The sequence below is a fragment of the Piscinibacterium candidicorallinum genome, assembly GCF_047549485.1.
Taxonomy (GTDB): Bacteria; Pseudomonadota; Gammaproteobacteria; order Burkholderiales; family Burkholderiaceae_C; genus Piscinibacterium; species Piscinibacterium candidicorallinum.
In genome coordinates, this window is record NZ_CP180191.1 from 3,035,386 (window position 1) to 3,058,366 (window position 22,981).

The 22,981-nt window shown below is 66.0% G+C and carries 20 protein-coding genes and 1 riboswitch; of the genes, 7 read left to right on the forward strand and 13 right to left on the reverse strand.

Annotated elements, in window-relative coordinates; all coding sequences use genetic code 11:
- Nucleotides 1-34 precede the first annotated feature (34 nt).
- Together gcvH and gcvT are read right to left on the reverse strand one after the other, a co-directional pair.
- Entirely contained in the window at nt 35-418 is a 384-nt protein-coding gene (gene gcvH / locus ACMDW7_RS13755; RefSeq protein ID WP_377303439.1) for a glycine cleavage system protein GcvH, read from the reverse strand.
- A gap of 101 nt (nt 419-519) precedes the next feature.
- Nucleotides 520-1,611 carry a glycine cleavage system aminomethyltransferase GcvT gene (gcvT, locus tag ACMDW7_RS13760; protein ID WP_377303437.1) on the reverse strand — a complete coding sequence of 364 codons (1,092 nt, stop codon included), beginning with the start codon at nt 1,609-1,611 and terminating at the stop codon, nt 520-522.
- Nucleotides 1,612-1,769: 158 nt separating this feature from the next.
- Nucleotides 1,770-1,860, reverse strand: a riboswitch (glycine riboswitch).
- A 365-nt stretch (nt 1,861-2,225) separates the two neighbouring features.
- On the opposite strand from gcvT, the gene ACMDW7_RS13765 reads away from it, so the two are divergent.
- From ACMDW7_RS13765 to ACMDW7_RS13780, 4 genes are all read left to right on the forward strand, one after another.
- Complete coding sequence (locus tag ACMDW7_RS13765) at nt 2,226-3,500, forward strand: efflux RND transporter periplasmic adaptor subunit (RefSeq protein ID WP_377303435.1); 1,275 nt, start codon at nt 2,226-2,228, stop codon at nt 3,498-3,500.
- The gene (locus ACMDW7_RS13770; protein ID WP_377303433.1) at nt 3,500-4,198 is read left to right on the forward strand and encodes an ABC transporter ATP-binding protein; all 699 of its coding nucleotides are present in this window, start codon (nt 3,500-3,502) and stop codon (nt 4,196-4,198) included. The genes ACMDW7_RS13765 and ACMDW7_RS13770 overlap by 1 nt, the downstream gene beginning before the upstream one ends.
- Before the next feature lie 129 nt (nt 4,199-4,327).
- Nucleotides 4,328-5,545, forward strand: a complete 1,218-nt coding sequence (locus ACMDW7_RS13775) for an ABC transporter permease (protein WP_377303431.1) — start codon at nt 4,328-4,330, stop codon at nt 5,543-5,545.
- Nucleotides 5,546-5,699: 154 nt separating this feature from the next.
- A complete protein-coding gene (locus ACMDW7_RS13780; protein ID WP_377303429.1) occupies nt 5,700-6,761 on the forward strand; it encodes a GGDEF domain-containing protein in 1,062 nt (353 codons plus the stop codon).
- 49 nt (nt 6,762-6,810) lie between these two features.
- On the opposite strand, the gene ACMDW7_RS13785 is transcribed toward ACMDW7_RS13780, so the two are convergent.
- The 4 genes from ACMDW7_RS13785 to ACMDW7_RS13800 all read right to left on the reverse strand — a co-directional run bounded on the left by ACMDW7_RS13785 (nt 6,811) and on the right by ACMDW7_RS13800 (nt 12,595).
- Nucleotides 6,811-8,157: a DUF4397 domain-containing protein gene (locus tag ACMDW7_RS13785; RefSeq protein WP_377303427.1), complete on the reverse strand. Its 1,347-nt coding sequence runs from the start codon at nt 8,155-8,157 to the stop codon at nt 6,811-6,813.
- Nucleotides 8,158-8,235: 78 nt separating this feature from the next.
- Nucleotides 8,236-9,504: an ATP-binding protein gene (locus ACMDW7_RS13790; RefSeq protein WP_377303425.1), complete on the reverse strand. Its 1,269-nt coding sequence runs from the start codon at nt 9,502-9,504 to the stop codon at nt 8,236-8,238.
- A complete protein-coding gene (locus tag ACMDW7_RS13795; protein WP_377303424.1) occupies nt 9,479-10,198 on the reverse strand; it encodes a response regulator in 720 nt (239 codons plus the stop codon). The genes ACMDW7_RS13790 and ACMDW7_RS13795 overlap by 26 nt, the downstream gene beginning before the upstream one ends.
- Before the next feature lie 144 nt (nt 10,199-10,342).
- Entirely contained in the window at nt 10,343-12,595 is a 2,253-nt protein-coding gene (locus tag ACMDW7_RS13800; protein ID WP_377303423.1) for an Orn/Lys/Arg decarboxylase N-terminal domain-containing protein, read from the reverse strand.
- A gap of 184 nt (nt 12,596-12,779) precedes the next feature.
- Here ACMDW7_RS13800 and ACMDW7_RS13805 point away from each other — a divergent pair, with 184 nt between their 5' ends.
- On the forward strand, nt 12,780-13,616 hold the full coding sequence (locus tag ACMDW7_RS13805; protein ID WP_377303421.1) for a bifunctional transcriptional activator/DNA repair enzyme AdaA: 837 nt from the start codon (nt 12,780-12,782) through the stop codon (nt 13,614-13,616).
- Between the two features lie 84 nt (nt 13,617-13,700).
- Nucleotides 13,701-14,609, forward strand: a complete 909-nt coding sequence (locus tag ACMDW7_RS13810; RefSeq protein WP_377303419.1) for a DMT family transporter — start codon at nt 13,701-13,703, stop codon at nt 14,607-14,609.
- Here ACMDW7_RS13810 and ACMDW7_RS13815 read toward each other — a convergent pair.
- Genes ACMDW7_RS13815 through dcd form a run of 3 tightly spaced genes read right to left on the reverse strand, consistent with a single transcriptional unit; the run spans nt 14,587 to nt 16,351 of the window.
- Nucleotides 14,587-15,141 carry a hypothetical protein gene (locus ACMDW7_RS13815; protein WP_377303417.1) on the reverse strand — a complete coding sequence of 185 codons (555 nt, stop codon included), beginning with the start codon at nt 15,139-15,141 and terminating at the stop codon, nt 14,587-14,589. The two genes, ACMDW7_RS13810 and ACMDW7_RS13815, sit on opposite strands and share 23 nt — an antisense overlap.
- An 8-nt stretch (nt 15,142-15,149) precedes the next feature.
- Entirely contained in the window at nt 15,150-15,761 is a 612-nt protein-coding gene (locus ACMDW7_RS13820) for a hypothetical protein (RefSeq protein WP_377303415.1), read from the reverse strand.
- 20 nt (nt 15,762-15,781) lie between these two features.
- Nucleotides 15,782-16,351: a dCTP deaminase gene (gene dcd, locus ACMDW7_RS13825; protein WP_054124871.1), complete on the reverse strand. Its 570-nt coding sequence runs from the start codon at nt 16,349-16,351 to the stop codon at nt 15,782-15,784.
- Nucleotides 16,352-16,541: 190 nt separating this feature from the next.
- Here dcd and ACMDW7_RS13830 point away from each other — a divergent pair, with 190 nt between their 5' ends.
- The gene (locus ACMDW7_RS13830) at nt 16,542-17,144 is read left to right on the forward strand and encodes a thioredoxin family protein (protein ID WP_377303413.1); all 603 of its coding nucleotides are present in this window, start codon (nt 16,542-16,544) and stop codon (nt 17,142-17,144) included.
- A 24-nt stretch (nt 17,145-17,168) separates the two neighbouring features.
- Here ACMDW7_RS13830 and ACMDW7_RS13835 read toward each other — a convergent pair whose 3' ends face one another.
- From ACMDW7_RS13835 to ACMDW7_RS13850, 4 genes are all read right to left on the reverse strand, one after another.
- Complete coding sequence (locus ACMDW7_RS13835; RefSeq protein WP_377303411.1) at nt 17,169-19,115, reverse strand: ATP-binding protein; 1,947 nt, start codon at nt 19,113-19,115, stop codon at nt 17,169-17,171.
- A 185-nt stretch (nt 19,116-19,300) separates the two neighbouring features.
- Nucleotides 19,301-20,200 (reverse strand): protein-disulfide reductase DsbD domain-containing protein, encoded by a 900-nt coding sequence (locus ACMDW7_RS13840; RefSeq protein ID WP_377303409.1) that lies wholly within the window; start codon nt 20,198-20,200, stop codon nt 19,301-19,303.
- A 3-nt stretch (nt 20,201-20,203) separates the two neighbouring features.
- Complete coding sequence (locus tag ACMDW7_RS13845; protein WP_377303405.1) at nt 20,204-21,952, reverse strand: ABC transporter ATP-binding protein; 1,749 nt, start codon at nt 21,950-21,952, stop codon at nt 20,204-20,206.
- Nucleotides 21,949-22,965: a glycosyltransferase family 9 protein gene (locus tag ACMDW7_RS13850; protein WP_377303403.1), complete on the reverse strand. Its 1,017-nt coding sequence runs from the start codon at nt 22,963-22,965 to the stop codon at nt 21,949-21,951. The genes ACMDW7_RS13845 and ACMDW7_RS13850 overlap by 4 nt, the downstream gene beginning before the upstream one ends.
- Between the last annotated feature and the right edge of the window lie 16 nt (nt 22,966-22,981).

Sequence of the window (22,981 nt, forward strand, 5' to 3'; positions counted from 1 at the left end):
CTTGGCGCCGCGCCTTTCACAACAGACAGCGGGGTCAGGCGGCCTTGACGGCGGCTTCGTAGCCGGCGGCGTCCAGCAGGGCGCCCAGGTCCGCACCGGCGGCCGGTGTGATCTTCAGCAGCCAGGCGCCGTAGGGGTCGGAGTTCAGGCTCTCGGGCGCGGCTTCGAGCGCGTCGTTGAAGGCGGTGATGGTGCCGTCCACGGGCATGTAGACGTCGCTGGCGGCCTTGACGCTTTCCACCACGCAGGCGGGGTCGCCGGCCTTGAGCGCGTCGCCCACCTTGGCGTCGCCCACGAAGACGAGGTCACCGAGCATGTCCTGCGCGGTGTCGGTGATGCCCAGGGTGATGGAGCCGTCGGCTTCGACGCGCACCCATTCGTGGGTCTTGGTGTACTTCAGGTCGGCGGGAATGTTCATGGTGTGGCTCCGTAAATGACGACGACTTCAGGGATGAAGCTTCAGTTCAAGGAAAGTGGCCCGGCGGGCCTGAAGAAAACGAAAGCGGAAAACGGTTCTGCTCAGACGAGCACCTGGCCGTTGCGCACAAAGGGCGGCTTGACCACGAGGGCGTTGACGCCCTTGCCGCGGATGTCCACCTGCACGGTGTCGCCGATCTGCACGGCCTTGGGCACTCGGGCCAACGCAATCGACACGCTCATGGACGGCGAGAAGGTGCCGCTGGTGATCTCGCCATCGCCATGCGGCGTCATCACCTTCATGTGACCGCGGATCACGCCCTTGTCCAGGAGCTTCAGGCCGACAAAGGCGCTCTTCTGGCCGTCGCGGTCCAGGGCGGCGCGGCCGATGAAGTCACGCTCGGTCTTGCGGTCCACGGTCCAGCCCATGCCGGCGTCAAGCGGGCTGACGGTCTCGTCCATGTCGTTGCCGTACAGATTCATTCCGGCTTCCAGGCGCAGGGTGTCGCGCGCGCCCAGGCCGCACTGCGCCACGCCGGCGGCCTTCAGATCGGCCCACAGCGCCGCGGCATCGTTCATGGGCACCATGATCTCGAAGCCGTCTTCGCCGGTGTAGCCGGTGCGGGCGATGAAGTTCTCGCCGATCTCTGCAGCCTGAAACACCATCAGCGGCTCGCAGGCGGCCTTCCAGTCGGGGCGAACCTGCAGCACCTTGGCGCGGGCGTTCGGGCCCTGCACGGCGATCATCGCCAGATCGCGCCGCGGCGTGAGCATGACGCCGAAGGGCGCGGCCACGGCGGCCATGTGGGCGAGGTCCTTCTCGGCCGTGGACGCATTGACCACGATGCGCCAGCTGTCGCCACCGCGCCAATACACAATCAGGTCGTCGATCACGCCGCCGGCTTCATTGAGCATGCCGGAATACAGGGCCTTGCCCACCACGGTGAGCTTGTCCACGTTGTTGGCGATCAGCCGGTGCAGGAACGCGCGGCTCTGGGCGCCCTTCACGTCCACCGGACACATGTGCGAGACGTCGAACATCCCGGCGTCGCGGCGCACGGCGTGGTGCTCCTCGATCTGGCTGCCGTAGTTCAGGGGCATCTCCCAGCCGCCGAAATCCACGAGCTTGGCGCCGGCGTCGGCATGGGTCTGGTACAGCGGGGTGCGCTTCAGCGCAGCGGAGGAAGAAGTCATTGGACGCGTCTATTCAGACACCGGTGATCGCCACCGGCGCGCGTCCCCCCTGTCCTTGATGCCTGAGAGTTTTTCGCCCGCGGCATCTGCAGCGGGGTTGATCTCCTTCGGCGGCCGCCGCGCTGCATGGCAACGGGCTGCGCTCTCCAGGGTGCTTCAACGTCGGTGCGGTTCGGGAACCTGAGCGATTTCGGGCATTACGCCTTCGGTGGCGACCCCTTGGGGGTCGCACTCTCCCGCGCCAACTCGGCAAGGTGCGCATTGTGCCGCAAAGGCGCACTTTGCCGAACCCCGGCAGACCCTGATCGGCTTCCGGGTGCATGGAGGGCGGTATCCAAAAGTGCAAGATCCAGCATTCATGCGGCTCTTCAGGCCAAAGTGGCTGGAAAGGCGCGCCAGACAAGCGGATAGCCATTTCAAGCGTTGCCCCCGACAGCCGCCCGCGGTGATTCGTCCACAGCCGACTGCAGTTCACGGCGCCCAACCGACCGCTCATCCCACAGCGCGCGAGCGGCAAAGTTGCGCCACCTACACTTCGCGCACTTTTCCGGCTGGGCCAGCGAATCGTCTTCAGCCGAACATCAACCCGCATCTCCTCAAAGCAAGAAGATCACATGAACAAATGGGTCAAGCGCGGCCTGATTGCGGCCGTCATCCTCGCCGTGGGCGGCGGTCTCGTCATTGCCGGTCAGCGCAGTAAGGCCAAGGCCGACGCTGCGCCGAAGTACCGCACCGCACAGGTGGACCGCGGCGCCATCACGCAGGTGGTGCTTTCCAGCGGCACGGTGCAGCCGGTCAAGAGCGTGAATGTGGGCACGCGCGTCTCCGGCACGGTGCTGGAGCGCTACGTGGACTTCAATGACCGCGTGAAGAAGGGCCAGGTCATGCTGCGCCTGGACCCGGCCCTGACCGAGGCGCGCATCCGTCAAGCCACGGCGCAGGTGAACTCCGCCAACGCCGGGCTGGCCGTGGCGCGCAGCACGCACGAGCGCAACATCAAGCTGCAGGCGCAGGGCTTCATCTCCGGCTCCATCGTGGACCAGAGCAAGCAGCAGCTCGACGCGGCGCTGGCCCAGCTCGAGGTAGCCAAGGCCCAGCTCGATCAGGCGCAGACCGATCTGTCGGACAGCGTGATCCGCTCGCCGATCGACGGCATCGTCACCCGCCGCAACATCGATGTGGGCCAGACCGTGGCCGCCAGCTTTCAGACGCCCGATCTCTTCACCGTGGCCAACGACCTGAAGAAGATGCAGATCTTCAGCAATGTGTCCGAGGCCGATGTGGGCCTGGTGCGTGAAGGCCAGCCCGTGCGCTTCTTCGTGGATGCTTATCCGGAGCGCGAGTTCGAGGGCAAGGTGTCTCAGTTCCGCCTGAACCCGACCAGCCAGGCCGGCGTGGTGACCTATGTGATCGTGATCGATGTGGACAACCCCGAGGAGCTGCTCAAGCCCGGCATGACGGCGCAGACCCGCATCGTGGTGGCCAACAAGAAGGACACCGTGCGCATCCCGACCGCCGCGCTGCGCTTCCGTCCGCCCGAGGACACCGTGGCCAAGAAGGATGGCAAGAGCGGCGACAAGAAGGACGAGAAGAAGGACGACAAGTCCGATGCCAAGGCCGCCGACGGCAAGGACGAGAAGAAGGCCCCGGCCACCAAGGCTGCACCGGCCGCTGATCCCAATGACGACGGCGCCCTCTCGACCCTGAAGGCCGGCCAGCGGGTGTTCCGCGTCTACACCGTGGGCGAGGACAACAAGCCCAAGGCCCACGAAGTGACCATCGGCATCTCCAACACCCGCTTCACCGAGATGGTGACGGGCAGCATCAAGCCGGGTGATGCGCTGATCACGCGCAGCCTGAAGGACACGCCGACCGGAAGCGAAGACTGATGCTGATCGACCTGAAAGGCATCACCAAGAGCTACCAGACCGGGGACGTCGTCACCCCGGTGCTGCACGGCATCACGGTGGGCATCGACCGCGGCGAGTACGTCGCCATCATGGGCCAATCCGGCTCGGGCAAGTCCACGCTGATGAACCTGCTGGGCCTGCTGGACCGCGCCGATGGCGGCACCTACACGCTCAACGGCATGGACGTCACTGCGTTGGACGCGGCACAGCAGGCTGAGGTGCGCAACAAGACCATCGGCTTCGTCTTCCAGAGCTTCAACTTGCTCAAGCGCATGAGCGTGGCCGAGAACGTGGCTCTGCCGCTGGTCTATGCCGGCGCGAGCCGCGGCGAAGCCAAGAAGCGCGCCACCGAGCTGCTGGAGCGCGTGGGCCTCGGCGCGCTGGGCGGCCGCATGCCCAACCAGCTCTCCGGCGGGCAGCAGCAGCGCGTGGCGATTGCTCGCGCGCTGGTCAACAACCCGCCGCTGCTGCTGGCCGATGAACCCACCGGCAATCTGGACACCAAGACCACCGAGGAAGTGCTCAAGGTGTTCGAGCAGCTCAACCGCGAGCAGGGCCTGTCGATCGTGATCGTCACCCACGAGCCGGATGTGGCACACCACGCCAAGCGCCTGGTGCGTCTGCGCGACGGTCTGGTGGTGTTTGACGGCGCACCCGCGGAGGGCGCCCATGGCTGAAACTCTGTACTCGCACGCTTGGACTTCGATGGCTAGATCCAGCATTCATGCGGCTTTCCAGACCAAAATGGCTGAAGAGCCGCACCAGACAAGCGGAAAGCTTCTCCAGATGCACACCGGAGGCGATCAATGAGCTTCGCGCAGATCCTCGTTGAAGCCTTCCGCAGCCTGAGCGCCAACCGGCTGCGCACCGCACTCACCATGCTGGGCATCATCATAGGCATCGCCTCGGTGGTGCTGATGCTGTCCGTCGGCGACTCCGTCCGCAAGTTCATCGACAAGGAGCTGTCGGCGCTGGGCAGCAACATGCTCATCGTGCGCCCCGGCACACCCACCAAGGACGGTGGCGTGCGTCGCCGTGCCGGTGAAGCGCCAGCCCTGACCATCGAGGATGCCGCGGCGCTCAACACCTTGCCGACTCTGAAGGGCGCCGTGCCGATGATGCAGGGCTTCCATCAGATCAACTACGGCACGGACAACAGCAACACCACCGTGCTCGGCGTCGTGCCGGAGGTTTTTGCGCTGCGCAACTGGACGATTGACTCCGGCGCAGGCATCTCGGAGTCCGACGTACGCTCCGCGGCGCGCGTCGCGGTGATCGGCAGCAAGATTGCGAGCCAGTACTTCTACAAGACCGACCCGATCGGCAAGCTGATCCGCGTGGACAACCAGCCCTACACCGTCGTTGGCGTGATGGCGGGCGAAGGCAGCGCATTCGACGTGAATGACATCGGTGACGTGATCATGGTGCCGATCACGCGCCACCCGATCCGCATGCCGCTGCCGCGCACGGTGCACTACTTCGTGGCGCAGGCCAAGGACGCCGCCTCGCTCAAGGAGGCGCAGCTGGACATGGCCGACGTGCTGCGTGACCGGCACCGCATCACACCGGGCAAGGAAGACAACTTCGTCATCACCAACCTGGCCAGCTTTGCCCAGGCGGGCGCCAACATCGGCTTTGCGCTGTCCATCGGCCTCGGGCTGATCGGGGCGATCTCGCTTATCGTGGGCGGCATCGGCATCATGAACATCATGCTGGTGAGCGTGAGTGAGCGGGTACGCGAGATCGGCATTCGAATGGCCATCGGCGCCAAGCCGCGCCATGTGCTCACACAGTTTCTTGCCGAGGCGGTGGTGATGTGCGTGGTGGGCGGTGCAATCGGCACCCTGATTGCCGCGGGCGGTGCGGCGGCAGTCACGGCCACGGGCAAGTTCGACATGGTTCTGGGCGTGAGCCACGTGGTGACGGCGGTGCTCTTCTCCACCGCGGTCGGCCTGTTCTTTGGGTTCTACCCGGCACGGCGCGCCAGCCGTCTTCTGCCGATCGAGTGCCTCAGACAGGACTGAGCCGGCAACACCCCGCAGTTCGAACGATCAACGGCCAGTCAGCGAACTGGCCGTTTTTCATGGCGCTGATCGTTCGATTGCACCGGTGGCAGCGTTCCACAATCGATTACCGATTGCACCCACGCGTGTTTGCCCCACCCGTCCCTGCAGAATCATGCCCCGTCTCATTGACTCCGTAGCCCGTATCACCGGCATGCGCGACCGTGACGCCCTGAATGTCACGATCGCCGAAGTGCTGGTGGACTGGCTGCGCCCGGAAAGCGTAGCGATCTACAAGATCGTCGGCGAAGGTGATGGCCGCCGTGTGGTGCTGCGTGCGCGGCTGGTGGACGGTCAGGCACACATTGAATCAGACGTGGCGCGCGACCCCGACAGCCTGCCGCGCCTGGCGACCATGCCCTACTTCCGCCGCTGCGTGAAGAACGTCACCCAGGTGCGCATCACGCCACCGGCCGGAAGCCCAGTGTGCACCCTCTTCCCGATCCAGAACGATAGCGACGTGACTGGCGTCCTCGCCGTGGAGACGCGCCACGCCCTGCTGCCCGAGCAGCAGCGGCTGGTGAAGGGTGTGCTCAAGATCATTCGCAACCTCCTGGCCGTCCTGGACTACAGCGAGCACGACACGCTCACCGGGCTGATGAACCGCAAGACCTTCGATGCCTCGTTCCAGAAGCTGCTGCAGGCCGCACCGAGCGCATCCGCGCCGCAGCAGCCGCCACAGCTGCCGCCCACGGGCCAGCCGGAACGGCGCGCCGAGTACGGTGAGTTTGCGCGCTTTGCTGCAGTGATCGACATCGACCACTTCAAGAGTATCAATGATCGCTTCGGCCATCTGTATGGCGATGAAGTGCTGCTGCTGCTCGCACGCCTCATGCGCGGCAGCTTCCGCGCCACCGATCAGCTCTACCGCTTCGGCGGCGAGGAGTTCGTGGTGGTGCTGGACTGGGTCAACCCGGCCGATGCGGCCATGGTGTTCGACCGCTTCCGCGCCAAGGTGGAGGCCTTCACCTTCCCGCAGATCGGCCGCGTGACCATCAGCATGGGCTACACGCAGATCCAGCCCTTCGACAGCCCGAACCACGCCATCGAGCGCGCGGACCAGGCGCTTTACTACGCCAAGCAAAACGGCCGCAACCAGGCCCGCAGCTACGAACTGCTCATCAGCAGCGGGGCGCTGTCCTCCAAGGAAGACGCCTCAGACCTCGAGCTGTTCTGAACATCTGCACCGGCTGCAGCGCTGCCACTTCACCAGCCTGCGGCAGCGCTCAAGTGAACTCCCGCAAGACCACGCGCCGCGCGGCCGGCTGACCCAGCACAACCAGCAGGTAGCTGCGGCCGTCCTTGAAGCCGCCGGTATCCGGGTCTGCAAAGCTGCTACCCCCATCGAAGTCCTGGGACGCACCTTGCGCGTCATAGAAGCGCACCGAGAAGGTAGGTCGGCCCAGGCTGTAGCTCACAGCGGCGCCCGGCTTGCCGGCCGTGAGATTCTGGAAGTCCAGGCTGAAGTCCACGGATGCATCGATGCTCACGCCATCGGAAGTGGCGTTGACCACGCTGAGCAAGGCCTTGCCCGAGCGCGCCGGCAGGTTCGACTCCAGGGTGACCACCATCTGGTAGTTGCCCGCGGTGCCATACACGACGGCCACGTAGTCGCGCCCCGGGTCAAGCGTGCGGCTGCTTCCGGCCAGGCTCATGCCATCCGTGGTGCGTACGGCGGTCAGCGTGACGGTGCCGGACGTCACGCCCTGATAGGCACTGAAGTTGGCGTCCAGGGTGCTGGATGACTGCCCACCCACTGAAAAACGCACCTGGCCGGCGCTGCCGACAACATCGGTCCCGTTGATGAAGCGGATGCGCGAGCGCGTGTTGCGGATCACGCGGGACGCGCCGGCACTGTCCTTGCCGTGCAGCAGATAGGCGTTGACGAGGCGATTGCTCTTGAGCGTGTAGAGCACGAGACTGACGACCTGGCGCGAATCGATCTGGACACCGTCGGCATCGAACAGCAGCTCGCGCTTGTCGCCGCTTGGGTAGATGCGGATGCGCCAGGTGCCGGAGGCGAGTTCGGCAAAGCCGGTCACGCTCGCGGCACCCACGCCGCGCAGGGTCGGTGTGGCCGAATCAATGCTGGCGCCGGAACTCGTGAAGTACACGTCGTAGCTCAGGCCGCGCACGACATTGTTCAGGACCCGTACCTTGATGCGGCCGTCATCCGGTCGGCCCTCGCCGTCATTACTCACCTGCGCGCTGAGATCGGTGCCGGTTCCACAGGCAATCACGGTGTAGCTGTTGTCCTTGGCATAGCCTGCGGTTGCGCTGTTCAGACTGCCGCTGCCCGGCTCGGCAATCACTTCCGTGGACAGGTTGCCGCCGTTGGACTCGGCGTAGCCCGACACAGCCTCGAAGGCCACGCCGCTCACCTTGGTCTTGCTGTCGACTCGCAGCGTGAGCGTGTCAACATCGGTCACCAGATTGAGAAGGCGGATCTTCACATCGCCTTCGCCGTCGTTGCCACAGGCGGTGAGCAGGCCGCCCGTGGCGCCCACCAGGCCGAGGACACCCGCTGCGCGCAGTGCACTGCGGCGGGTGTATCCGCGTTCATGAAACATCATGTTCTGTCTGTCCTCTGCAATCTCTCCGGCCCATTGCCGACGAGGCAGACTACACAGACGGTATTGCGCGCAAGTGGCTCAATTTGAAGAAGCGTTGCTTGCCGGAAAACGGCAGACAAAGCGCGCACCCTGGGGTGCATTGCTTTCGCAATGCGCGGTTCCCCCGTGCTGTAGCGCGATCTGGCGCACGAGGCTCAGACCCAGCCCCACGCCGCCCTGCGACTCGCTGCCGCCCTTGCGCCGATAGAAGGCCTCGAAGATGCGCTCGCGGTCGGCCTCGGGGACCCCACCACCCTGATCGCTCACAGTCAGCTCGATGACTGCACCGGAATGGCGCAGCGTCAGGTCAATCGGCTGGCCTTGCCCGTACTTGCGGGCGTTCTCCAGGAGATTGCGCACCAGACGCCGCAACAGTTGCGGCACGCCGAGCAGCGTGAGGGGCGCAAGGCGGATCTGCAGGCCCACACGTTCAGCCTCCTGCATGCAGATCTGCGCAAGGTCCACGACCTGGGCAGGCTCGGTCGCACCGCGCGCCTCCAGACGGCTGGCCAGCAGAATTTCATCGATGAGCTCATCCAACTCGCGGATGCTGGTACGCATCTCCTGCATGGGCGCGAGACCGGCTGGAACACCATGGACATCGCTGAGCAGTTCCTCGGCCATGCGGATTCGCGCCAAGGGGCTTCGCAGCTCATGCGAGGCGTTGGCCAGCAGGCTGCGGTTGGCGCGCACGAGCTCCTCGATCCGTTCGGCCGAGCGATTGAAGCTGCGCGCCAGGTCCGTCACCTCGTCATTGCCCTCGACCCGTACACGCGCGGACCATTCGCCGTCGCCCAGGCGGGTGACACTCTGGCGGAATGCCTCCAGCCGGCGGGTCATCCGGCTGACCAGCGGGAAGGTTGCAAGGCCCACCGCAAGCGCCAGGCCGATGAAGGGCAGCGTGAAGGCGCTCCATGGCGGCCGCTGCACACCGAACTCACCCGCCTCCAGACGCCAGCCCTTTTCCAGCTGCACGCGGTGGCGAACCGGCGCGGTGCTGCTGACGCTGCGGCCCTGTGGCTGGACCGCCACCACGACCTCTCCACGCTCATTGAGCACCCGCACGAAGGTACCCCATGAGTCGGCCAGGCGCTGCGCGCGCGCCGGCGTCACGCGGTCCTGCTCAAGCAGTGAGACTGCGGCTGCGGTCATGCGTGCTGCGATCTCGCCGGGCGGATCGACAATCAGCAGCGCCACGCTCAGCCCGCCGAGTGCGCCCAGGGTCGCCGCGATGGCGACCGCGAGCCAGACGCGCAGGTACAGGCGTCGCCCGGGGCGGGCTTCAGTGCTGGGACTTGGCGAAGACATAGCCCGCGCCACGCACGGTCTGGATGCGCCGCGGGTCGCGCGGATCGTCCTCGATCATGGATCGGATGCGTGCGATGTGCACGTCAATGCTGCGGTCGAAGGCTTCCAGCGAACTGCCACGCATGAGCTGCATGATCTGGTCACGGCTCAACACCCGGCCCGGCCGCTGCGCTAGCAGGACCAGCAGATCGAACTGATGCGAGGTCAGCATGCGCCGCTGTCCCGATACGCGCACCTCGCGGGCGTGCAGGTCGATCACCAGGCGCCCGAAGGACAGCATCCCATCATCGGTGGCGCGAACCGCCAGCGCCGGGCGGCGCATGAGTGCGCGGGCGCGAGCCAGGAGCTCGCGCGGCTCGAAAGGCTTGGGCAGGTAATCGTCTGCACCCATCTCCAGACCAATGACACGGTCCATCGCATCGCCCTTGGCCGTGAGCATCAGGATCGGGACGGAGGCGCGGTCGTCATTGCGGGCACGGATGCTGCGGCACAGGGCGAGGCCGTCGGTATCGGGCAGCATCAAATCCAGAATCAGCAGCTGCGGGGCGCTCCGATCGAGCTCGGTGAGCGCCTGGGCGCCCGAACCCGCCAGCAGCACGCTCATGCCGTTGTGCTGCAGGTAGTCGGAGACCATCGAGCACAGACGCTGATCGTCATCGACGAGCAGGACCTGACTGGGGGAGGCGGATTCCATGAGCGGGGCGCGACACAGGGCGGGTTCACTTTGCACACTGGCAGTGTGCTGAAAAAATGTTGCCGGGGCGGCCAATCGGCGTGAAGTTTTGTTTCCGCAACCGCGCCCTGCCCGACCCGATTCGCGCGCGCCTTCCCGGGGGGCTCAGCGCTTCACGCAGTCCACGTAGTAGCGAACCTTGCCGTCACGCTCCTCCTCCACGAGGCCGTGCACATCGGTATCAAAGCCAGGGAACTTGGCATTGAACTCGCGCGCAAACTGGAGGTACTTCACGATCGTGGCGTTGAAGCGCTCACCCGGAATCAGCAGTGGGATGCCCGGCGGATAGGGTGTAAGCAGGGTCGACGTGATGCGGCCTTCAAGCTGGTCGATCTCCACACGCTCGATCTCGCGGTGCGCCACGCAGGCCCAGGCGTCGCTGGGCTTCATCGCGGGCTGGATGTCCGACAGATACATCTCCGTGGTCACGCGACCGATGTCGTGGGCCTTGTAGGCCTCGTGGATCTTCTGGCAGAGGTCACGCAGGCCCATGCGCTCATAGGCCGGATGAGCCGCGCAGAACTCGGGCAGGATGCGCCACATGGGCGCGTTCTTGTCGTAGTCGTCCTTGAACTGCTGCAGCGCGGTCAGCAGGGTGTTCCAGCGGCCCTTGGTGATGCCGATGGTGAACATGATGAAAAAGCTGTACAGCCCAGTCTTTTCCACCACCACGCCGTGCTCGGCGAGGAACTTGGTCACGATGGCTGCGGGGATACCGGTATCGGCAAACTTGCCGCTCACATCCAGACCCGGCGTGACGATGGTGGCCTTGATCGGGTCGAGCATGTTGAAGCCTTCGGCCATGTTGCCGAAGCCATGCCAGGCCTCGTTGGGGCGCAGCATCCACGCGTCGCGGTTGCCGATGCCCTCTTCGACGAGCTCGTCCGGGCCCCAGACCTTGAACCACCAGTCGTGGCCGTACTCCTCGTCCACCTTGCGCATGGCGCGGCGGAAGTCCAGGCTTTCCATGATGGATTCCTCCACCAGCGCAGTGCCGCCCGGCGGCTCCATCATGGCCGCAGCCACGTCGCAGGAGGCGATGATGGCGTACTGGGGGCTGGTGGAGGTGTGCATCAGGTACGCCTCGTTGAAGACGTGGCGGTCGAGCTTGTCGTTCTCGGACTCCTGCACCAGGATCTGGCTGGCCTGCGAGATGCCGGCGAGCAGCTTGTGCGTGGAGTGCGTGGCGAAGATCAGACCGTTCTTGCGACGCGGCCGGTCCTTGCCGATGGCGTGCATCACGCCATACAGGTCATGGAAGGCGGCATGCGGTAGCCAGGCCTCATCGAAGTGCAGGGTGTCCACATAGCCTTCGAGCTTGGCCTTGATGGTCTCCACGTTGTAGAGCACGCCGTCGTAGGTGCTCTGCGTGATGGTCAGGATGCGCGGCTTGATGGTCTTGGCATCCACGCCCTTGAGCAGCGGATGCTCGGCAATCTTCTTCTGGATGTTGGCTGGTTCGAACTCGCTTTGAGGGATCGGGCCGATGATGCCCAGGCTGTTGCGCGTGGGCGTGAGGAAGACCGGCACGGCGCCGGTCATCATGATGGAGTGCAGGATGCTCTTGTGGCAGTTGCGATCCACCAGCACCACATCGCCCGGCGCCACCGTGCTGTGCCAGACCATCTTGTTGGAGGTGCTGGTGCCGTTGGTCACGAAGTAGCAGTGGTCCGCATTGAAGATGCGCGCGGCATTGCGCTCACTCGCCGCCACAGGGCCGGTGTGGTCCAGCAGCTGGCCGAGTTCCTCGACTGCATTGCAGACGTCGGCGCGGAGCATGTTCTCACCGAAGAACTGGTGGAACATCTGGCCGATGGGGCTCTTGAGAAACGCCACGCCGCCGGAGTGGCCGGGGCAGTGCCAGGAGTAGGAGCCGTCCTCGGCATAGTCCAGCAGGGCCTTGAAGAAGGGCGGCTGGATGCCTTCGAGATAGCTCTTGGCCTCGCGCAGGATGTGGCGCGCCACGAACTCAGGGGTGTCCTCGTTCATGTGGATGAAGCCATGCAACTCCCGCAGCACATCGTTGGGGATGTGGCGGCTGGTGCGCGTCTCGCCGTAGATGTAGATCGGAATATCCGCGTTCTTGAAGCGGATCTCGCTGATGAAGGTGCGCAGGTGCAGCACGGCCGGGTCCAGCTCGGGACCGGGCGTGAACTCTTCATCGTCGATCGACAGGATGAAGGCGCTGGCGCGGGACTGCTGCTGCGCGAAGCTGGTCAGGTCACCGTAACTCGTGAAACCGGCGACTTCCATGCCCTCTGCCTCGATGGCCTTGGCCAGGGCGCGGATGCCCGAGCCGGAGGTGTTCTCGGAGCGAAAGTCTTCGTCGATGATGACGATCGGAAAGCGAAAGCGCATGGAGGTCGTCCTGCCCGGGTGGGCACAGCACAAAAGAAAAAGCGGCGGGGTGGATGCACTTCATCTGCACATCGCCACAACCCGGCCGCACGGCGTAGGCAAATTATAGGAACCGGTTCGATGCAGCTTGCGTGACAGCAAGAATCGGAATGCATCATCCACGCCACACCGGTACGCTGCTTCCATGACTCGCACCCATGACGACCGCACGTACGACGAAATCGCCGGGGCGATCCGCTACATCGCCGCGCACTTCGACGAGCAGCCGGATCTGGCCACCCTGGCGCGCGAGGCCGGTTTGTCCGAGAGCCACTTCCAGCGCACCTTCAGTGAAGCCGTGGGCATCAGCCCAAAGCGCTTTACCGAACTGGTTACGCGCAACCATGCCCGGCAGTTGCTGGCGCGTGGCAACTCCCTGCTGGACACGACCTACGCCAGTGGCCTGTCCTCGCCCTCGCGCCTGCAGGATCTGTTCGTCAAGCTCGACGGCCTGACGCCGGCGCAGATCCGCCGCCTGGGCGAAGGACTCACGATCCAATGGGGTGTGTTCCAGACCCTGCTGGGCGCCACCGCCGCCGCCTGGACCGGCCAGGGTATCTGCCGGCTGGTGTTCGGCGAGGCGGCGCATCCCGAGGCATTCGAGCAGCACCTCGCTGGCGACTGGCCAGCCGCCCTGCTGCAGCGCGATGACGCCGCCATGGCGCAGCGCATGGCGCCAGCGCTGATGGGTGACGCGCGCCTGCCTGTGCATGTGCGCGGCACCAACTTCCAGGTGCAGGTCTGGCAGGCCCTGCTGTCCATCGCGGAAGGCGCGCTCACCACCTACGGCTCAATCGCCCATCTGATCGGCCGGCCGAGCGCCTCGCGCGCCGTGGGCAATGCCGTGGGCGACAACCCCGTGAGTGTGCTGATCCCCTGCCACCGCGTAATCCGCGAAAGCGGTGTGCTCGGCGGCTACGCCTGGGGGCTGGAGCGCAAGGTGCTGCTGCTGGGGCGCGAGTGGCAGAAAGTTGCAGCTTGACGCTCTCGAAGTGCTTTCCGCTTGTCCCATGCGGCTTTCGAGCCAGTTTGGCCTGAAAAGCCGCATGAATGCTGGATCTGAATAGTGCGATCGTCTGACTGGGCCCGCCTGCTGCTGCTTGCCGCCATCTGGGGCGCCGCCTTTCTGTTCATGCGCATCGTCGCCCCGGTGCTGGGTGCGCTGCCGACGGCCTTCCTGCGCGTGCTGATCGCGGCGCTCGGGTTGATCGTGATTCTGGCGCTCATGCGGCAGGCTTGGCGCTTTGAAGGCCATGTCCGCCACGTGCTGCTGCTGGGCGCCATCAACTCCGGCATCCCCTTCGCGATGTACACGTTCGCGGCCAAATCCCTGCCCGCGGGCTACTCGGCCATTCTGAACGCCTGCACGCCGATGATGGGCGTGTTGATCGGTGCGGCCTTCTTCGGCGAGCGCGTCACGGCGGCCAAGCTGGGCGGCGTGGTGCTGGGCCTGCTCGGGGTGGCCGTGCTGACAGGCGCGGGGCCGGTGGCGCCAACGCCTGCGGTGCTGCTGGCCGCTGCTGCCTGCCTGCTTGCCACGGCCTGCTACGGGCTGGCCGGCTTTCTCACCCGGCGCTGGGCGCAGGGCATCGACAGCAAGGTGGTGGCCCTGGGTAGCCAATTCGGCGCGACGCTGCTGCTCGCCCCGTTGTTTGCCGTGCTCATGCTCACGGCACCGCTGGAGCCTTTGCGCGGGCAGTCCGGCGCCGTCTGGCTGGCACTGGTCGCGCTGGGTCTGGTGTGCACGGCCCTGGCCTACCTGCTCTATTTCCGCCTGATCAAGGACATCGGCCCGGTGAAATCGCTCACCGTCACCTTCCTGATCCCGCCCTTCGGTGTGCTCTGGGGTGTGCTGTTTCTGGACGAGCACCTGAACTGGGCGCACGCGGTTGGCGGCGCATTGATCGGCGCGGCGCTGTGGTTGATCCTGCGCCCGGCGCCCACTGCGCGGCCTACTTCCGGTTCAACTCGTTGATGATCGACCCCGGCGGCGTACCGGGGCCCTGCTTGCCGCCGCCGCAGACGGTCTGCGGAAACGGCGACCACAGGCCGAGATCCACGGTTTCGCACACCTCGCCCGTCACGGGGTCTTCGGTGCGCCGATAGCCCTGCTTGATGTTTGGTGCCGGCATGCGGCGGGCGATTCGCGCCTGCACGCTGTCGCCCGGCTCGGCCTGGCCCTCGATGATCACGCGCTCAAGCTGCTGGCTTGCGCGCTGGTCGCCACGCAGCGCGGCCTCCTGCAGAGTCAGGGCGCTGCGGGTGCGTTCAGCCTGCTGGCGTGCGCGCTCTCGCAGTTGCTCATTGCCACCCTTTCCCTCGATGAACCGATTGAGGTTGCCCAGCAACTGGGCTTCTGCGCTGCCCGGCGCGGGTGCATCCGGGTGGCTTCGTGGGGAAGCCGCTGCGCGGATGGCCTCACTGCGCACATCCGTCGCCGCTTGAGACTGCGCATGCCCGACCGACGCGACCGAGGCCAGCGCAGCCAGGGCGAGATACCGGAACACGACTCGGCTCAACGCAGCGGGCTGCGCAACATCGGGTTGGGGTTCGGATCGATCACCACGCAGCAGGCCGGGCCGGCACAGTCACGCACGCACTCCTTGCGTTTGCCGCCAGGCAGGCTCTCCACCGTGACCACGGTGCCGTCCGGGCGGGTGAGCACGTTGCCGATCTGTTGTGTGGGGTTGTTGACCGTCCGATCACCCTCCACCACCACGCGGCCGGGCTGCCCCGGCGCGGCAGGCTTGCCCGTGTTGATACCGCGCTGTGCGTTCACCTTGGCACGCTCGGCAGGATCGACCGGCAGCTTCTCCACATCGGGCTGCAGCGCTTCCTCCATGCTGCGCGGCGGGCGCGGCGGCACCGGCGCCACCACGGGCGGCCGCTCCGCCGGAGGGGTGACCGCGCCGCCGGCGGCGGGCGTGTCCTTGCCACGCAGCTGGTTCACATTAGGCGGGGGCACATTCGGCCCCTTGCGCGCGGGCTCAGCAGTTTGTGCTGCCGGCGTCTTGGTCAGGTCGGGCGGGGTGGGGTCAGGTTTGGGGGTGGTCTGGGCCGACGCGGCGCCTGCCAGGCCGATCAGACCGATTACCAGCAGCTGCCGGCCTGTGCGTGCAAACAACATGGTCATCTCCTCGCGGCGCATCAGGTCTTGGGCAGTGTCACGCCGCGCTGACCCTGGTACTTGCCGCCACGATCCTTGTAGCTCGTTTCGCAGACTTCGTCGCTCTCAAAGAACAACACCTGTGCACAGCCTTCTCCGGCATAGATCTTGGCGGGCAGCGGCGTGGTGTTGGAGAACTCGAGCGTCACATAGCCTTCCCATTCCGGCTCGAAGGGCGTGACGTTGACGATGATGCCGCAGCGCGCATACGTGCTCTTGCCCAGGCAGATGGTCAGTACGCTGCGCGGGATGCGGAAGTACTCCACCGTGCGCGCCAGCGCAAAGCTGTTGGGCGGGATGATGCAGACATCGCCCTTGAAGTCGACGAAGCTCTTCTCGTCGAAGTTCTTGGGGTCGACGATGGTGCTGTTGATGTTGGTGAAGATCTTGAATTCGTCCGCGCAGCGGATGTCATAGCCATAGCTGGACGTGCCGTAGCTGACGATGCGGTGCCCGTCGGCCGCGTGGCGCACCTGCCCCGGCTCGAAGGGTTCGATCATGCCGTGCTGTTCGGCCATGCGGCGGATCCACTTGTCGCTCTTGATGCTCATGCGCGAAGGTCGCTTTCTTCGAGTGCGGGATGAATCTGGTCTGGCGCCAGAAAGCCGCGGGATTGTAGGTGTTATCCCCGAGGGGTCAGCTGTGACGCCGGGGAACCTCGCTCGGTGTAATTCAGCTTCACGCGAGCGTGATTCGTGCCCTGCGAGCTACACGCGGCTGACCCCATACGGAGTTCTCCTCATGCGCATCATTTCTGCCCTCTTGCTAGCTGCCACTGCTGGCCTGCTTGCCCCAACTGCCTCGGCCAATGTCGACCCCGGCCAGGCGGCCCCTGCCTTCACCCTCAAGGACGTGAATGGCAAGGACATCAGCCTCGCCCAGTTCAAGGGCAAGACCGTGGTGCTGGAGTGGAACAACCCCAAGTGCCCCTTCATCGTGAAGCACTATGTCTCCGGCAACATGCAGGACCTTCAGCGCAGCGCCGGCAAGGACGTCGTGTGGCTGGCCATCAATTCCACCAACCCGAAGAGCAGCGACTTCATGAGCGCCGCCGATCTGGGCAAGTGGCTGGGCGAGCAGAAGAGCCAGCCCACGGCCTATTTGCTGGATCCGGACGGCAAGGTCGGCCAGGCCTATGGCGCCAAGACCACCCCGCACATGTTCGTCATCAACGCCCAAGGCACCGTGGTCTATGACGGCGCCATCGACGACAAGCGCAACGCCCGCCCTGAGGACGCCAAGACTGCGAACAACTTCGTTCGCGCCGCGCTGACGGACGTCGCTGCGGGCCGCGCCGTGGCGAACGCCACCAACCAGCCCTACGGCTGCAGCGTCAAGTACTGATGCACCCCAGGCCCGCGGCGCCGCTCAGTGCGTCGCGGGCATCGCCTCGACGAGTCGCCCGGTGTAGGGGCGCCGTGCCTCGGCCACCTTGCGCACCAGGCGGATCAAGTCCTCGGGCTTGAAGGGCTTGGTCAGATATTCGTCCATGCCCGCCGTCAGGGCCTTGTCGCGCTCACCGTACATGGCGTCGGCCGTCATCGCAATGATGGGCAGGCGCCCCGCAGCAGCAGCAGCAGGAGCGGTACTTCGAGCGGCCTCGCGCGCCTCGATGAGGCGGATCGCCCGTGTGGCCTCAAAGCCATCCATGTTCGGCATGTGGATGTCCATCAGTACGGCATCGAAGTGGTCGGTGCCGCGCTCCACGACTTCGCGCACGGCCTGCAGCCCGTTGACCACCGACAGACACTCGCCACCCGCCAGGGCAATCACGCCCTCGGCCACTGCGCGGTTGACCGCGTTGTCTTCCACCAGCAGTACGCGGTAGCCGTTCAGTTCGGTGGCGGGCGCAGCCGTGCCGATGTCGCCCGCCGTGAGGGTGTCCTGCTCGGCCAGGGGCAAGCTGAGTTCGAAGAAGAACTCGCTGCCCACGCCGGGTTCGCTGCGCACGCCCAGCTCGCCGCCCATGCGCTGCACCAGTTGCTCGGAAATGCTCAGACCGAGACCCGCGCCACCCTGTGACCGACGCACACTGCGGTCAACCTGCTCGAACGGCCGAAAGATGGTGTTCAACGCTGCGGCGGAGATCCCGATCCCGGTGTCCTTGACTTCGAAGCGCACGCGAACCGCCTCCTGCGCAAAGCCCTGCTGAGACAGATCCAGCGCCACCGAACCGCTGTTCGTGAACTTGATGGCGTTGCCCACGAGATTCATGAGTACCTGCCGCATGCGCAAGGGGTCTGCCATGACCGCAGGCAACGTGGCGGGCCAATGCCCTGCAAGCTTCAGACTCTTGCGGTCCGCCTCGGCACGAAACGCCTGACACACCTGCTCGGCAATCTCGTCCAGACGCACGGGCACCGATTCGATCGCGATCCGGCCGGACTCGCTCTTGGTGACATCAAGCACATCGTTCAGGATCGCGAGCAGGCTCTCTGCCGACTGCTGGGCCATGCTGAGGTGTCGCCGTTGATCCTCGCGCAGCGGGCCGGCAAGCACCAGGCCCGTCATGCCGATCACGCCGTTGAGCGGCGTGCGAACCTCATGGCTCATCTGTGCGAGGAATGCAGTCTTGGCCAGTGTGGCTTCTTCTGCGGCGTTGCGCGCCTCGGACAGTGCGCTCTGAGTACGACGGTGGCGTTCCGCCTCCTCACGCAGCGCCTCGTTCTGCGCAACGAGGCGGGCGTTGAGGCGCTCCTGATTGGCGGCGGCCTGTTCCCGCTCCAGGCGTAGCCGCACCGACTGCACCAGCACCCGGTTCACATAGGTGCAGGATCGGTGCAGGACAAACACGAGGAATGCGGTCAACGCTGTCAGACTCCAGCCCAGCTCGCCGCCCAGCACGATGAAGCCCACCAGCACCGGTGCCAGTACGCCGACCATGAAGACCTGATAGATCCGCGCATCGGCCGCAAGCATGGCCAGCCCGCCCGCCGACATGCCCACCAGCAAGGTCATGACGGCCAGCTTGGTGGTGAGATCCGCCCAGATCACCGCAGAAATGCCCAGCAGACACCACAGCAGCGCGTTGATCAGAACGCCTATGCGCAAGTGCGCAAGCCACTCGGGAGATTCAAGACGCTCGGGGGTTTGCTGATACTGCCGCAAGCGCCACGCGCGCCATACGGTGTTGATCAAGACCGCGGCCAGCCAGGCTGCGATGAGCGCCAGCGGCACGGTATTGCGCAGCAGCCACGCGAAGAGCAGCGCAGCAAGCACGACAGCCGCCTGTCCGAGGGGTGCACCTCGGTACAGCAGCCGCACCAGCTCGGATTCGAGCCGTGCACCGGGTTCGTCCTGCAGCTCCGCAGACATGCCCCCTCCGGGTCGGTGGCGGGCTTCGGGTGCCGCCGACATCTGCGTGCCGCACAACCACCCGGAAGGCCACATGTGCAATCGATCTTAGCCCTGCGATTTCCGCAGGCAAGCCCCTGATCGGCGTATGCATTGACGGTCCGGCATCCGCGCGCTGGCCTCATGCGGCCGGACGACGCAGCGCCTCAGCCGCTTTGGGCAAGCAGCCGGATCTCGAGCCGCACGGCACGCGGCCCTGCAGCCGGGGGCCGTTCGGGTACCCACACGGCGCGCAAACTCTGCGGCGCGAGACGCCGGCCGTTGCTCGTGGTCTGGCTGCGCCATCGCACGCCGCCGGCTTGCGCCGACACCTGGGGTGTAACGCCGGGCTCGATGAAGTCTTCCCGGTCAAAGAAAAGTTCGCCCGCGCCGGTCAGGGCCTGGGGTAGCTTGAGTACGACATCGATGCCACGGCCTGCTACCTCAAAGCGCGCTTCACCGCTGGCACCATCCACCGGTCGCGGCAGGCGCGACCGGGCATCTGCAAAGCGAGCCGCTGCCGGCCCTGGGGCCGGCGCCTCACTGCGTACTGGCAGGCTGATCGAGAGCTCGGCGGCCTCGGGAATACAGGACTCCTTGCAGACCAGCCAGTCGGCCGACAACTTGATGGTCAGGTCCGTGCCCGGCTTGAGACTGCGATCCGGAAACGCGAGCACCGGCAACAGATGCAGGCCTTCGTAGCCGTAGGACGCGAGCCGGCCCACTGGGTAGCGATAAGGGTGCGGCCACTCGATCTCGCCCACGCGCAGACCAGCCGGAAGTGTCCAAGCGAAGGTGGGCGGGATACCGGCATCGCCCGGGTTCTTCCAATACGTGTGCCACTTCTCGTCATGCAGCATGGACAGGCCGAGCCAGAACGGCCGACCCGGCTGCACGCTGGCGACCTCTGCCATGAGTTCAACGGCTACATGCCCGGGCTTGGCGCGGCTGACCGACTTGCCGGCCGGGCTTTGTGCCCACACCGCAGTCGAGGGCAACGCAGCCAAGCCGCAGGCCGCCAGCAGCATTCGGCGGCGAGTGGCATCGGTCAGGCGATCAGCAGACATCGCTCACAGCTCCGCGGACTGGGTCCGCACCAGGACGGCATATCGACCGTTCTGCGCCATCAAGGTTTCGTGCGTACCCTGCTCCACGACCTGACCTTCGTCGATCAGCACGATCCAGTCGGCATCGCGCGCGGCACCCAGGCGGTGCGTGACGGTGAGCGTGGTGCGATTGCGCGTCAGGCGCAGCAGGGCCTGCTGCACGGCCGCCTGGGACTCCGCATCCAATGCGGAGGTGGGTTCGTCCAGCAGCAGTATGGGCGCATCCTTCAGGAAGGCGCGGGCAATCGCCACGCGCTGGCGCTGCCCGCCGGACAGTTGCCCGCCGCGTTCGCCCACCATCAGGTTCCAGCTCTGCGGCTGGCTGTCGAGCCAGGCGGCCAGAGCGGCGTCCTGCACGGCCGTGCGCAGCCTGTCCTCGCTCGCGCCCCATGAGCCGTACTCGACGTTTTCGCGCAGGGAGTCATCGAAGAGGAAGGGTTCCTGTCCCACGTAGGCGATGCGCTCGCGCAGTGCAGCCGGCGCAAGCTGCGCCACATCCACGCCATCCACCAGCACGCGGCCGCTCGTGGGCGGCAACAGCCCGGCAATGAGCTTGATGAGCGTGGACTTGCCGCTGCCCGAGGGCCCGACAATCGCTGTGTGCTTTCCCGAGGCCAGGGTGAGGTCCAGGCCCTGCAGCGCTGCGCTGTCGCGGCCTTCGTACTGCACACCCACCTGCGCGAAGCGGATCTCGCCACGCACTGGTGCGGGCAAGAGCAGACCTTCCTTGCGTTCCAGCGGCGCGTCCAGCAGACCGGCCAGTCCGTCCAGACCGGCTGCGATCTTCTGCGAGATGCCCGGCATCTGCGCCAGGCGTCGCAGGGGCTGCAGCAAGAGCAGCACGCTGGCGAAGTAGGAGGCGAACTCGCCTGCGCTCATGGCCCCCTGGCTGCCACGCCACAGGGCCGCCGCGATGATGGCCGCGACACCCAGGCTGGCCACGGTCTGGCTGACGGGCACCGTGGAGGACTGGGCAATCGCCACGCGTACCGACAGGCTGCGCATGCGGTTCTGTGCGGTGTCGTAGCGGCGGGCCTCATGGTCTTCGCCGCGGTAGATCTTGATCAGGCGCTCCGCATCAAAGGCCTCTTGGATGCGGCGCGCCAGCTTGCCGGTGGCTTCCTGATAGTCCACGCCCAAGCGACGCAGGCGCTTGCCGAAGAAGCGGTTCACGGCCGCCAGCACCGGCGCAACCACCAGGATCAGCAGGGTGAGCTGCCAGTCCACATACAGCAGATAGGCCGCCAGGCCGATGGCCGCGAGGCTGTCGCGCACGCCGATGGCGAACAGCTCCGACACCCCGCCAGACACGTTCTGCGCATCCACCAGAAAGCGGGACAGGATCTGGCCCGAGGTATTGCGCTCATAGAACTCGCCCGGCAGGTGCAGCAGGCGGTTGAACAGGTGCGAGCGCAGCCCGAACAGGGTGTCGTTGGAGACGCGCTGACCGAAGTAGGTGGACCCGAAGATGGCCACGCCGCGCGCCAGCATGATGCCGATGAAGACCACCGGCGCCAGCCACAGGATGCTCGCGTCGCGCTCGGTGAAGCCGCGGTCGATCATCGGCTGCATGAGGTAGGTCATCATCACGCCCGTGGCGGCCTCCAGGCTCAGGAAGGCGGCCATCGCCAGCAGCATGGCGCGGTGCGGCGACACGAACGGCCAGAGCCGTGCGCGCAGCAGGCCATAGGTGCTTTGCTTGGCTGAGCTCATGTGCGCGGCTCCGCCCAGGCCTGCACGCGCTTGAGCACCTGATCGCTGCCGATCTCTCGGATGCAATGGCAGTCCCGCGTGCGGCGGCAGTCTTCGCAGGTGGGTCGGTCGATGCACAGCACCTCGGCCCGACGGCCCACCGGCCCCCAGCGCACCGGCGAGAACCCACGTCCAGGGCCGTGCAGGGCCAGGGTGTGCCGACCCAGCGCCGCGCCCAGATGGATCGGCCCGGTGCTGGCGCCCAGCACACCATCGGCCAGATCGATGACCGCGGCCAGTTGCGCGAGCGACAACGTGCCGAGTTCAGCGACCACGTTGGGCCGGGCCAGCAGACCGGGACACTGGGCGCGGATCTGCTCGCCTTCGGCCGCCGAGCCGTGGGCGATGACCAGAAAGCGTGCCGGGTCCAGCTGTTTGACCACATCGAGATAGCGGTCCAGCGGCCAGGCCGGGGCGCTGCCGCCGGTGAGCGGTTGCAGCAGCAGCTTGAAGCGCGCGTCGCCCACCCAAGCGGGCAGCACCTGGGTGCGGTCATCCACCTTGAGCTTGTACAGGTCGGCGGCGTTGAACGGGCCTTGCTGGTAGGTGATGCCCAGGGGTTCGAGCAGGCGCATGGTCTGCTCGATCTCGTGCATGCGCGTGTGGTTGGCGGCGCGCGGCACGTTGTGAGTGGGCAGGGTGAAGCGAGCCAGCCCGCGGAAGGTGCCGATGCGCACAGGCACGCCAGCGGCCTTGGCGGCTTTTGCCAGCGACGCATCGGCATGGAAGAAGATCGCGCAGTCCGCCTGGAGTGCACGGAAGTCCGCCGCATCGCCGGCGATCACGGCATCCACCTGCTGCGCCAATTGCGCCAGCGGTGCCAGCGGCGCACGGACCACCAAGGTGATGCGGCAGCGCGGCCAGTTCTGGCGCAGCATGCTCAACGCCGGCAGGGTGCACAGCAGATCGCCGATCCGGTCTGTGCGCACGGCGACGAAGTGCGGCGTGTCGGTGGGAAAGGCGTGAATGGGCATGGGCTGCGCTTTCGGA